The sequence below is a fragment of the Rhodopirellula sp. UBA1907 genome, from assembly GCF_002337565.1.
In the GTDB taxonomy this organism is placed as follows: domain Bacteria; phylum Planctomycetota; class Planctomycetia; order Pirellulales; family Pirellulaceae; genus Rhodopirellula; species Rhodopirellula europaea.
The window spans coordinates 1-11,498 of record NZ_DDGH01000094.1; the positions used below are offsets into that span (position 1 = coordinate 1).

Below are 11,498 nucleotides of genomic sequence, written 5' to 3' on the forward strand. Positions count from 1 at the left end.
ACAGGCTTGGTGAATAATGCGGGGTTACGACACGGATACCGTCAAAGATCTCCTGGCTCGGCGACCGGACCTTGTTGGCAGCAAAGACGTCCACCATCGCACACCGCTTCACGAGGCTTGCACGCAGGGCGACACCCAAACGGTTCGAGCCTTGCTAAAACACGGTGCCGACACCAATGCCCTCGATGCCAACGGACAGACTCCGGCTGATAGGGCGGCGTCCCACAACCAACACGCCGTCACAAAACTACTCGAAAAACACAACGCGGCGTCCTGACACAGCGTCGCGTCGGAGCGACAAATCCAGCCGAGATGCAGCGAACAACTGTTCGCCCCACACCCCATTCCCGTCACCCGACTGAATCATGGGACTTGACGCTGCTGAAATCGTAATGAATGTCGAAGATCACTTCGGCATCTCGATCCAAAACACCGAGGCGGAGCGTGTGAGCACCGTTGGTGATCTCGTCGCGTTGATTCAATCGAGAATTAAGGCCGCCCAAATTGCTACATGTCCCACTCTAAAATCGTTCCTGCAATTGCGTTCCACCGTCCGAGAACTTTTGCACGATAAATCGCTACGGATACGCACAGGAACTCGCGTTGTTGACGTGATGGACCGATCACAACGCCGACGACTGTGGGCAATGCTGGATGATTTTCTCGGCACGGCGCCACTGGGTCTACGCCGACCACCAACACTTCGCAAACTGCTGGCATTCCTAGCATTGACGACGATTGTCATCGCGATTCTTACTTCTGTCGCTGTTGATGTCGCAATCTTTCCGCTGACGCTTGCACTCGCGGGCCTTGTCATGCTTGTACTTCACATCATCACGATTCCCTTCCGCAGCCACCCACCTAACGCAGTGGCCACATTTGGTGCCGTCGCACGACGCATGGCGGGCGTTTCCGTCGCAACGAAACAATTGCATCTCCGCACGAATCAAGAGATACTTGACGAACTCCGACCGATCGTGATGGTCACCCTGGGTGCAGACGGTTCCAAGATCACGCCTCGCACAAGATTCATCGAAGACCTCGGCATGGGATGATGATGCACACATCTCTCCGTGACCGGCGACGCTTTGTGTAGGAAGATTATGATTCTCTATCCACTCGTGGCGACTCTGGCGATGCTTGCTCCAGAATTGACCAATACCCAAAAGTCTGACCTCAAGATCACACTTGGATCTGTTTCGCAAACCCGATCTGGATACCTTACCGTCGTCGGCCCGAAGGAACGGGCGCAACGCAAAGCGGGGACGCATCAAGACGCCACCCTGCAATTTCGCTACCGCGGCCCATCGAAACAGACTTCAAATCTTGCCTCCGGTGAGCTTGTTCGCCAGATAGGCCTGAAAATGCGGGCAAAGAACTCGTGCAACCTACTCTATGTGATGTGGCGAATCGAACCTGTCGAGCAGATCGTGGTGACAATCAAATCGAATCCCGGCGCATCCTCTCACAGCGATTGCGGCGCTCACGGATACTCCACTATCGCGAATATTCCGCTGGAGGAAGTTAGTATCACTGCAAAAACACATACGGCCCATCGCCTGCGTCCCCCGTAGAGGAAGAGACTGGCAACTTCCGTTGCATCGTTGACGTCGATGACAAGACTGTCTGGTCTCGCCCACTGGAAACCCGAGTTGTCGCACCCACTAATTGCCCCGTTGGGTTTCGATCGGACAACGGCAGTTTCATTTTCAAGCTTTTCGTTGCGGACCAATCAAGGTAGCCAAACTGCACACACCATTGGATTGCGCCGATCTCGCCATGGTCAGGCGTTTCGCGGGTGGTTGCTAAGCTGCAATGACTCGGTCAACCTCGATATTCGCAGGAAAGAAGTCCGCCGGTTCGCGATCGAGGAAGACCAGATCGATGAGGAAGCCCTACACAACCGGTCCCGAAACAGCACGTCTCGAGCACCGTGCGTATACCATTGACGACGCCCCTGAGTTCTTTGCCCTCAACAGCAACCCAGAGGTGATGCGTTTGACTGGCGAACCGCTACTCCCATCGCTCGATGCAGCTAAAGAGGCGATCGTGCAATATCCCGATTTTGACGAAGTGGGCTATGGGCGTTGGGGGTGCGTTCTCAAACAGACACGGGAAATCATTGGATTCTGCGGTTTGAAGTACCTGCCCGAGATGGACGCGGTCGACCTTGGATATCGCTTCCTTCCTGAATACTGGGGTCACGGCTTCGCGACCGAAGCTTGCGAAGCATGCCTTGTATTCGGTTTCGACACTCTTCGTCTTCGCGAGATTTTTGGTTTTGTGCTTCCAGAGAACGTCGCATCCATACGTGTGCTAGAAAAGGTGGGGATGCAGCCAGATGGCGAGGTGATATACGACGGGTTGCTGGCGCTGCGGTACATCAAACGCGCCCCAGGAATCTGCGAACCGTCGGATGACCGTGCGCAATAGCCAACGACTGGCGATTGTTTCCGAACTAAGCCTTCGTCTCACTCCAGCAACTCGAAGTACGCTCATCATTGTCAAACGTCGAACCTGATCGTTCTCCAACGTCGTCCGCTGAACACGTCTCGCGGCAACGTCGCCTGTCTACATTTGTTCGTGGATTTCGAAACGGGACTCTCTGGTCGATGTTGGTTTCGATTCCCACGACCTACGTGTTGCGAGACGTTGTGGCTCGCGATTTCAACCGTCGTTACAATCTTGAAATGGGCAGTGTCGAGATCCTCGAGTTCACAACCATGCAGATGCTACGATTTTCGCTACACGCAGGAGTTATCTCGTTGTGTGCCATCACTCTTCCGTGGGCGGTCACTGCTGGCTTTGCTAGACTTCGTTCTGAGCTGAAGAGACGTGTGAATTGACACTCGCCCGAAATGATTGAACGTTGCCCGATCCAAATCCCTACCATACGCCAGATCACGCCGCTTCCTCGAACTCGTTTTCCGGAGCGGCTGGCAGAGACGAAAGTCCACGAAGGTTTGGAGGCGTTCTCGGAGTCGCGTCGCTGATCGTAACGTGCAGTTTTGTTTGCTGGATGTTCATGCTGACCAGCGGCATGTCAGTCTTTGTTTTGGTTGTTGCCGGCCTGGTCGCTGCACCTTATCTGCTGATTTGGCTTGCCTGCCGAAGCGTCCGATTTTGGGTCGCGCGTCTCGTGATCGCAGTCGCTCTTGCCGGCTGCTGCTTGCTCGGATTTTATGCTTTCAGCACTGTTGCTGACGATGCGCAAGGCGGGCTCAACCTTGTCTTTGGCCCCGTTTATCAACTCGTTGGCGTGTTTGTTTTGCTGACCTTGGCTACCGCGATCAACCTCGTTTGGCAACGGTATTCAGTCCGTTCCGCGATTCGACAGAACGCCAAATGAACGTGATAAGATAGTGGCTCGATGACGAGTGATGTTTCCCGCGGGAAAGCCAAGCGTCACTCGCTCGCCACAACGTTTACTCAACCAAAAGCCTTTTCACGCATGCCGCAGATTCGCCAACTTTTCGATGCCGATTGGCCAAAGACCTGGGAGATGATCGAACCAGTGTTTCGTGCCGGGGATACCTTCCCATATCCAAGTGATATCACGATGGATGACGCGTTCGACATCTGGGTTTCGGATCCGGCGAAAACTTTCCTCGCAGTGGATGGTGCGGGTTCGGTTGTTGGAACCTACTACTTGAAAGCCAATCAGCCTGGTCAAGGTTCGCACGTGTGCACCTGCGGGTACATCGTTTCACCCGCCGCACGCGGAGTTGGTGTCGCGTCCGCGATGTGTCAGCACTCACAACGGGAAGCCATCGCGGAAGGTTACCGCGCGATGCAATACAATTTGGTCGTGGCGACCAACACCAACGCCCTTCGACTATGGCAGAAACTTGGGTTTGATATTGTCGGGACGCTTCCCGGTGCGTTTGATCATCCGAAATTGGGGTACGTCGACGCACACGTCATGTACAAACAACTCGCCTGAGTCTGGTGATTGAACAAGTGCTCGATTCGGAATGCGCAATTATTGCGTGGTAGAATGACAGTCCCAATTGTTCGCTGTGGTAACTCAAGGAACTGAAGATGAGACGTCGAATCGCGCAAGCATTGTCAACAGCGTCGTTTCTTACTTGCATTGCGACCTGTCTGCTTTGGTATCGCAGCAGTTCGAGTGTCGACGAGGTGGCGGTGACCTACGATCGCTACATAGCCGATGGTCGTGCCGCTTCTAATGCAATTTATGCAACCTCGGAAAGCCGATTGTGGTTGACTATCCTCTCAGGATCAGTCGCACCGTACGATGGCAAGCTTGTGTGGGGCTATCACATAAACGCCGAACAGAGTGGTGGGAAACCGCGTTTCCAACGTTCGCATAGTCCATATGCGACGAGCGTGTTTTCGGGCGACGGACGCATTGCTACCGATGCGAGCGCGATGTCCGGGTGGGGACCGATCCGGTGGTTGGACTTCAGTCGCGACGGCAACACCGAGCGTTTTCGATCCGTCAAAATTGGCGTTACATATTGGTTTGTTGTGATTGTCACGTCGCTTCTACCGATACGGCAAATCGGTATGCGATATCGCTTGAGAATGGCCCCCATGAAGACCAAGCTGACTGACAATCCGGGCAATCCAGCTTCGTTGCAGAACCAGAGTCCTTCCATTGGAACACATTTGATCTCGACCTTTGTCACCCCGTCATGATTCCCAAGCCGGCAGTTACTCCCGGCCTGCGACGAAGTTTCTCTTTGAGTTTCGATCACGCAATGTTTATTGGGTCACTTTGCTTCTGAGAAGCTGAGACCTATTTCTCGATCAATAGACTAATGTCTCATGAAATGGTTTCGTTATCGACTGAGGACTCTGTTTGTCGCGACATTGGTTGCCGCAATGTTTTTCGCGTATTTGATTTTCCGGAACAATCGCGATCAACGACGACTAGAAGTGATCCAAAGTGCGTTTGTCGATTGGACAAATAACGCGAAACTAGGTGAAGGGAAGATCCACTCCTATTTCCACCTCAATCGAGACATTGCACCAGAGTCGGTTTCCCAGATTCAAGACAAACAGACTTTCATCGTCTGCAACGCCGTTGCAGTCCATCTACCCACCGGGCTTGTGCATGACGCGGGAACAATATCGCCAGACGAGGATCGGTTCTACTTGCTGCCGGCAAAGAAGTGGTTTTCTTCACCGGAAGAGGTGCTCGAAGAATGGGAACTCTGGCGTGAGAGAACCTTTTAAAACCGCCTCACGGAACTCTTCTAAGCAGGTCGGCAAGAGTCTTTCTGCATTTGAACTATTTTAGCAAACGTCATTGGTCCCACGAAAAACCGGGGCTAGCACCCAAACGGCTCACATGGTTGTGCCCGATCATTCCTGCCGAACTGCTTACCATTCATGGAGATGTCGATCGAGGAACTGAAAGCCCTGCACACGGTTTTGAATGCACGTTTGGCGGAACTGCAAGCTTAAGAACCTAACAACGAATGATACAACCGGTCTCGCGACCGATGTTCAATACCGTCCTTGGTACAATGCCCGCGGTTATCAGTCGAAGTCTCGTGCTTTGTGGATCGACGGATCGCAAACGTGTTGACGCGGCAACCATTCGGCGGCTGCTTGGCGGTTTAAAAGGATAATGAGACGCCGGCAGGTATTTCCGTACTCGTGCGATTTTGCTGCGGTAGCACGGGATGCGGGCAAACTCAACCTCGCGAGTTGGCTTAGCGACGGAAGACGAAGAACGATCCGTTGTCAGCAACGTTGAAGAGTGGGTTGCGGTAGCGTTGCTTTGGTCCAGTGACGCCCGGTCGGAATGCGAAGCCAATCGACAAGTTCCAACCTTCGGCTTCGTTTGCATCCAACGCGGTATCGTCACCGGGACTGAAGTATGCTGATCCGACCAGCAGCGACCAATTGGTTTGCAATGGGATCTCCATCTCGCTGCCCCAAATGAAGTGTTCTTCGCTGGTGCCACCGAGAAACGCGGTCAGGTGTCCCGTCGTGCCCATCGCTCGGCGATAGAACGCTCGGTACTGGTCGACTGGTTCGATGGTCTCCGAACTGGTGAAGCCACCGGCTTCCGTGGTCACGATCTGATCAGTGACTCCCGCCATGAATTGAAATCCGAATTCGTGGCAAGCAGAAACCTTCCAGCTCAACTCGCCGCGTAGTTGCAACAGATCACTTTGGTAGTACCAGTCTTGGTTCAAGTAGTCGACGACCAATCCGTATTGCAGGCCGTAGTCGACGCGACGAAACAGACCGCCGGTCACGAAGACTTGGTGCATCCGTCCGCTGGTGAACTCTTCGCCGTCCAGATTGGTTTGCGTGGCTCGCACACCGAGTTGCGCGGAGAGATCCAGCCCCAACCAGTTGCGAAGATCACGACCTTCGTTGAACCCTTGGTAGTAACCAAAACTTCCGCTGCCACCGCGAGGTTGGCCGGCAACGTCCAAAGCGGGGTAGTTCATAGGCGACTTGAATGCCTGCGATCCGGCGAAGAACGAGAAACGGCTCCAATCGACTCGCAAGATTGGCAGGAACAGCGGGAAGCAATCGATTTCGGCTCCGCCGCACATCCCATCGCATCCGCCATCGCAAAAGCCACTGTCGCAGCCCGACATCAAATCACCGCTGCACGCATCGCAACTGCAGACGCCGTATTCTTCGAGTCCACACCCGACCTCGAGTCCGCAGCTGGCTTCCATCCCGCAACCGGGGCCGCCGAGGACACCCGCCGAGGAGCATTCAGCGCAATCGCAACCACCGTCCAGGTAGCCGACTTGCTTGACCGATCCGTTCGCTGGCCGTGAAACCAAAGTCGGCTTGCGATTTGAAGCCGCTTGGTGTCGCTGGACCGACTGGCTGTTACCTTGTGGCGACCATCCGGAGTGCGTCGTCGAAGTCCGCGTCGCGACCGTGTTTCCCTGTGAAACGGGCCGGCTGCGAATCAATTGGTCTGCGGCTTCGGCTTGAGACAACGTCATCGACGCAGTCGCACCAATGAAACAGGCGAACAAGCACAACAATCGACGGGGAATGGTTATCATGAGACGTCATTGCCGGAATTGGGACATGGAACTTCTTACTTATCGGACGTCATAACCCTCCTCATGAATAAATCTTGCCCAACCCGAATTTTCGATTTCATCTTCCCAAAAGCCCACCGCAACACCCCATCGTGTTTCACGGAATTGACTGAAGGTCGCTTTGGAAGCGTGCGTGGGCTGCTGATCGCTGCCATCGTTTCGGGAACTGTTCTGCAGGCTCACCCGGCGACTGCTCAAGACGCGGCGGAGACCGAAGCGGCCGCCGCAGAGACCACGGCCGAAGCCAAGACCGAGACCTACCCGGACGACTTTTGGACGGAAGCCGAGAGTCCCGTCTATCCGCGCGGTGCGGTGATGTCGGATGACAAGTTGTTTGTGCTCGATTCGGATGCTCCGGGCGTTTGGACGGTGCCATGGCCAGCGACGGAAGCGGCCAAGCCTGAGCGATTCGTGACCGGATCACGGTATCTTCGCAAGACAATGAATCGCCCCTACAGCGCCACACCTCACCCCGGTGGCGGCGTCCTGGTTGGCGATTCGGCAACACGTGAGATCTATCACGTGACGCCCAACGCGGATGCTCCCGGCGGCCAAGATGCCAAACCGCTCAACGGTGGATTCCTTGGGATCCCGATGGCGCTGGCCGTTTCACCCGATGGCAAAACGATCTACGTCGGCGATGCCGAACGACGCGCCACGTTTGCGTTGCCCATCGAAGGCGGCGAGCCCGAGTTGATCGTCCGCGTGAACGCCCGTGGTTTGGTCTTCGACGATGAGGGTGCCTTGTACGCAGTGACGCCTGATGCCGATGCGGTCGTGAAAATCAACGTCGCAGAGAAAACCAGCGAGCCGGTTGTCACGGATCGCCCCTACGGTTTCCCGGGCGGGATCGCTTGGCACGACGGCACCGGTTTCGTTTCCGACGTCTACGGGAAATGCATTTGGCAATTCACCGCCGACGGCAAAACCGAGAAATGGTTCGACGAAGAACTGTTGCTTGGCCCAGTTGGCTTGAGTGCGACCGCCGACGCGGTGATCGTTTCAGATCCCAAAGCCAAACAGGTATACCGGATCGATCGCGAATCGAAAGAAGTCACGAAGCTGTTAGCAGAGTGATTCGCAAGCGTCCCGGCGTGTCGATTGAGTCATCAACGAGGTTTTGAAGCAGGTAGGATGGGCACTCTTGCCCGTCCGAGTGGATGTCGGCCAAGAGTGGCCAACCTACAGCAAATCCGACAAGCCGGTCAGCGAGGCTCCAGTCAATTCCACGGCGGCCCCGTCCGGGGCGAGATTCTTGGCACGACACGTGCCCCTGACTTTCACTCTTGGTTGAACGGTTCCGGTTCGATTTCCGGCAACGGACTGTCGTCGCGGGCGAAGAACATCAGGTGCTGCCACGGCAAAGCATTGTATTCGCGAACGAGCTTCAGATCCGAGGCTTTGTATTCCTGCATGATTTGCGACTTCGACATCTTGTGCAGCGGTTTGATTGGGACGGCGGGATCTTCCGCTCGGTATTCGAGCAGAGCGATCACGCCGTCGGGTTTGAGCGATTGACGGATCGCCCATAGCATCGATTCCGGATGCGAAAACTCGTGGTAAACATCAACCAAAAGAACCAAGTCAACCTTGCCGGCTGGCAACTTGGGATCGTCGATCGCACCGAGAATCGGTTGGATGTTGTCCAGTTTTGCTCGAGCAGCATTCCGCTGCAGCATCTGCAACATCTCTCGCTGGATATCGACCGCCAAAACCTGACCATCCAGCGATTCAGCGTCATCATCCGCATCCGCCGCGTCGTTGGAATCCGCCGCCGAAGCATCCGCGTCGGGTGAATCGGCTTGCTTCTTGACCGCCACGGCACGAGCCATCGGGATGGTCCAGTAACCGTTGCCGCATCCGAGATCGACGACCGTCATGCCAGGTTTCAATCCCAGACGGTCAAATGATTCGCCGGCCTTCTCTTCGTCGTCTCGTTCTGGGCGAACCAACCAAGCGGCACCGCGGTGCGACATCGGTTGGGCAACGATCCGGCCCATGTAAGTTCGGCGAGCTTTTTCCTTTGGCCGCGGCTTCTCGCTTTGGCGAGCGACATCGGTTGTCGCCTCGCCGGTCGTCGCCTCGCCGGTCGTCGCCTCACCCGTACCCGCGTCAGCGGCGTTTACGTGTCCGACGTGGATGGTTGCCGAACCAATCAACATCCAAAGTGCGAGCAAGGAAGAGAAACGCATGATGCTTTTTCGCGGAGTGAAAGGAAGGAGCTTCGCGTTCGATTTCAATCAGTCCTCGTCGCTGAGAGCCAATTCGAACTTGGGTTGGAACGCGTTCTCAAAATCATAAACGTCGTCAAAATCTTCTCGGCGATCCGATTCGCTTTTTCGCATTTGCTCGATCCGGATCAGGTTGTAAACCAATTCGCCGAAATCGCCGGTTCGTCGCAGGCCCCAATTCTCCAGCACCATTTGGGCCAGATAACCGAATTGGTCGATGGCGTACAAGCGGCATGCCTCGCAGAGTTGTTGTCCGGTCAAATGACGCGGCGCGTCGCTGCTTGGGTCATCGGACGGACCAAATCCGAGCGGCCCGATCGCGTCCAAATTCTCGTGAGCGTATTGCAACGCTTCACGAATGAATTGATACGCCTCGAGTTTGTATCGAGTGTCGTCTCGCAGGAGGTCCTGCATCGCTTTGACAGGAGATGGCATGGCGAAGGATCGAGGAAAAGAAAAGGAAGTCTTTCGAGTGGGCTCAGCGTTTACGTTGTTTAGTGGGTTCCCCGGAACCCCGCTTTGTCACGCTGACAACGTCACCCGCAGGAATCATAACGCGTCGATGGTCATCGGTCTTGACCACCAATTGCCCGGCCAAGATGTCTTGGGCGAGAACCTTGGCGGATCCATCACGGGTCAGAATTTCGCTGCCGATCGGGGGGAGCTCCTCTGCCATTTCCTCGTAGGTTTCGAATTCGTAACGCAGACAACATTTTAATCGCCCGCATCGTCCTGAGATTTTTGCCGGGTCCAACGAGGCCCGCTGCAGTTTTGCCATTTTCATCGAAACCGGCGGCATCTTGCTGAGAAAACGGCTGCAGCAGACCTTTTGCCCGCAATCGCCGTAATCGGCCAGCAATTTCGCCTCGTCCCGGATACCGATTTGACGCATTTCGATCCGCGTCTGAAATTCGCGGCCGACCAATTTGACCAATTCACGAAAATCGACTCGGCCATCGGCGACGAAGTAGACAATCACACGCTCGCCGCCGAGCAATCGCTCAACATCGATCACTTGCATCGGAAGTTTCAGCTGGTCGACGCATTTCTTGGCCGCCAGCAGATCCTTGCGAGTCATTTCTGACATTTGCGACCAATCGCCCCGATCCGTCGTATCGAGCCGGCGAATGATTTTCCCCTGAACCGGCTCCGCGTTGCCCTTCGTGGGAACCTGCCCGACCGCTTCGTTGGTTGCCTCGCACAACACGGTGGCAATCTCAGTCCCGCGATCGCTGCGGATCACGACTTCATCGCCATACCGAAAACACTCGGTCGCGGTCATCACGCCCATCAACCTCATGGAGCCATAACGGCACACGTACCCATCGCGGGGCACGGTCGGCCGATTCGTTTCGGCATCATTCGGTGGAGAATTCGAGGATTTAATGGGTCGGTCCGTCGGTGGCGATGCAAATTGGATGTCCCAATTGTACGCGATCGGACGGGCTCGCCTAGATTTGTTGTTCTTCAATCGCGTGGAACCCAAACGCCACGGACCGAAATGGCAATCGGCGACAAACCCAGTCGCGGAAAGTGATCCAGCGAGAGAATCGCCGCCGCTGGCCAAGTCGCTCGTCCGCGGAAATTGAGAACGCGGACGAGCTATCGAGAAGACTGGTTTACTTGCGAGCGTGCTTAAGCGCGAGCAAGCAGTAAGCGGTGACAAGTTGGCGATCGCCTTCCATCCAACGCTCAGCTTCGCGGTTCACCCACGAGCCATCTTCTTGTTGCTCCGCTTCGAGCTTGTTGATCAGATCCGTTCGCCAATCTCGCGGTCCCGCATCGGTCGACTCAACCACTTCCAATCCAGCCACATCCAATGCTTTGGCAAAAGTGTGGTAGTAGTAATACTGACCTTGGGCCCCCATGCCTGGGTTGTTGTCCAAGGTGTAGTGATTGCGAATGAAGTCGAGTGCGGCGTTGACGCGTGGATCCTCGGGTGTCAGCCCCGCATAGATCATGCTTTTCAAGCCGGCGTAAGTCATCGATCCGTAACTTCGCAAGCCGCCGTCCGCGGACTCACCTGCTTTGCTTTGACCACCCGCGGCAGGTGTGTAATAGAAACCACCGTCGCCGATCTTGTCGGCATGTTGGGTGTCGTTGCCGTGTTGAGTCAGATTCTGAGTCCGGCTGACAAACATGAGAGCCTTTTGTATCGATTCGTCTTGAGGATCCGTTCCAAGATCGTGAAGTGCTTCGATTAAAAACGCGGTGT

Annotated in this window: 15 protein-coding genes; 9 read left to right on the forward strand and 6 right to left on the reverse strand. The window is 55.3% G+C overall.

All coding sequences use genetic code 11. The features are described from left to right. Positions 1–16 precede the first annotated feature (16 nt). The 4 genes from B2R17_RS21580 (at position 17) to B2R17_RS21595 (ending at position 2,433) form a co-directional block, all read left to right on the forward strand. Positions 17–277, forward strand: a complete 261-nt coding sequence (locus tag B2R17_RS21580) for an ankyrin repeat domain-containing protein (RefSeq protein ID WP_286765615.1) — start codon at positions 17–19, stop codon at positions 275–277. Between the two features lie 115 nt (positions 278–392). After that, on the forward strand, positions 393–1,055 hold the full coding sequence (locus B2R17_RS21585) for an acyl carrier protein (protein ID WP_286765616.1): 663 nt from the start codon (positions 393–395) through the stop codon (positions 1,053–1,055). A gap of 48 nt (positions 1,056–1,103) precedes the next feature. Then, positions 1,104–1,574, forward strand: coding sequence for a hypothetical protein (locus B2R17_RS21590; protein ID WP_286765617.1), 471 nt, complete (start codon positions 1,104–1,106; stop codon positions 1,572–1,574). A 310-nt stretch (positions 1,575–1,884) separates the two neighbouring features. Further along, the gene (locus tag B2R17_RS21595) at positions 1,885–2,433 is read left to right on the forward strand and encodes a GNAT family N-acetyltransferase (protein ID WP_286765618.1); all 549 of its coding nucleotides are present in this window, start codon (positions 1,885–1,887) and stop codon (positions 2,431–2,433) included. A gap of 610 nt (positions 2,434–3,043) precedes the next feature. Here the strand turns inward: B2R17_RS21595 and B2R17_RS21600 are convergent. Beyond that, positions 3,044–3,307, reverse strand: a complete 264-nt coding sequence (locus tag B2R17_RS21600; RefSeq protein WP_286765619.1) for a hypothetical protein — start codon at positions 3,305–3,307, stop codon at positions 3,044–3,046. A 63-nt stretch (positions 3,308–3,370) separates the two neighbouring features. On the opposite strand from B2R17_RS21600, the gene B2R17_RS21605 reads away from it, so the two are divergent. The 3 genes from B2R17_RS21605 (at position 3,371) to B2R17_RS21615 (ending at position 5,202) form a co-directional block, all read left to right on the forward strand. Continuing rightward, positions 3,371–3,943 (forward strand): GNAT family N-acetyltransferase, encoded by a 573-nt coding sequence (locus B2R17_RS21605; protein WP_286765620.1) that lies wholly within the window; start codon positions 3,371–3,373, stop codon positions 3,941–3,943. A gap of 98 nt (positions 3,944–4,041) precedes the next feature. Next, entirely contained in the window at positions 4,042–4,662 is a 621-nt protein-coding gene (locus B2R17_RS21610; RefSeq protein WP_286765621.1) for a hypothetical protein, read from the forward strand. A gap of 129 nt (positions 4,663–4,791) precedes the next feature. After that, complete coding sequence (locus B2R17_RS21615; protein WP_286765622.1) at positions 4,792–5,202, forward strand: hypothetical protein; 411 nt, start codon at positions 4,792–4,794, stop codon at positions 5,200–5,202. Positions 5,203–5,684: 482 nt separating this feature from the next. Here B2R17_RS21615 and B2R17_RS21620 read toward each other — a convergent pair whose 3' ends face one another. Beyond that, a complete protein-coding gene (locus B2R17_RS21620) occupies positions 5,685–7,013 on the reverse strand; it encodes a DUF6666 family protein (protein WP_286765623.1) in 1,329 nt (442 codons plus the stop codon). A 63-nt stretch (positions 7,014–7,076) separates the two neighbouring features. Here B2R17_RS21620 and B2R17_RS21625 point away from each other — a divergent pair, with 63 nt between their 5' ends. Then, complete coding sequence (locus B2R17_RS21625; RefSeq protein WP_286765624.1) at positions 7,077–8,129, forward strand: hypothetical protein; 1,053 nt, start codon at positions 7,077–7,079, stop codon at positions 8,127–8,129. Positions 8,130–8,332: 203 nt separating this feature from the next. Here the strand turns inward: B2R17_RS21625 and B2R17_RS21630 are convergent, their stop codons facing one another. The 3 genes from B2R17_RS21630 to B2R17_RS21640 are packed head-to-tail and all read right to left on the reverse strand — an operon-like array spanning position 8,333 to position 10,583. Then, positions 8,333–9,244, reverse strand: a complete 912-nt coding sequence (locus B2R17_RS21630; RefSeq protein WP_286765625.1) for a class I SAM-dependent methyltransferase — start codon at positions 9,242–9,244, stop codon at positions 8,333–8,335. Between the two features lie 48 nt (positions 9,245–9,292). Then, the gene (locus tag B2R17_RS21635) at positions 9,293–9,718 is read right to left on the reverse strand and encodes a Minf_1886 family protein (protein ID WP_008655943.1); all 426 of its coding nucleotides are present in this window, start codon (positions 9,716–9,718) and stop codon (positions 9,293–9,295) included. A 43-nt stretch (positions 9,719–9,761) separates the two neighbouring features. After that, positions 9,762–10,583 (reverse strand): PSP1 domain-containing protein, encoded by an 822-nt coding sequence (locus B2R17_RS21640; protein WP_037252507.1) that lies wholly within the window; start codon positions 10,581–10,583, stop codon positions 9,762–9,764. Between the two features lie 118 nt (positions 10,584–10,701). On the opposite strand from B2R17_RS21640, the gene B2R17_RS21645 reads away from it, so the two are divergent. Then, entirely contained in the window at positions 10,702–10,872 is a 171-nt protein-coding gene (locus B2R17_RS21645) for a hypothetical protein (protein ID WP_286765627.1), read from the forward strand. Positions 10,873–10,902: 30 nt separating this feature from the next. Here B2R17_RS21645 and B2R17_RS21650 read toward each other — a convergent pair. Beyond that, positions 10,903–11,498, reverse strand: a 596-nt coding sequence (locus tag B2R17_RS21650) for a prenyltransferase/squalene oxidase repeat-containing protein (protein WP_286765628.1), incomplete at its 5' end; no start/stop codon positions are given.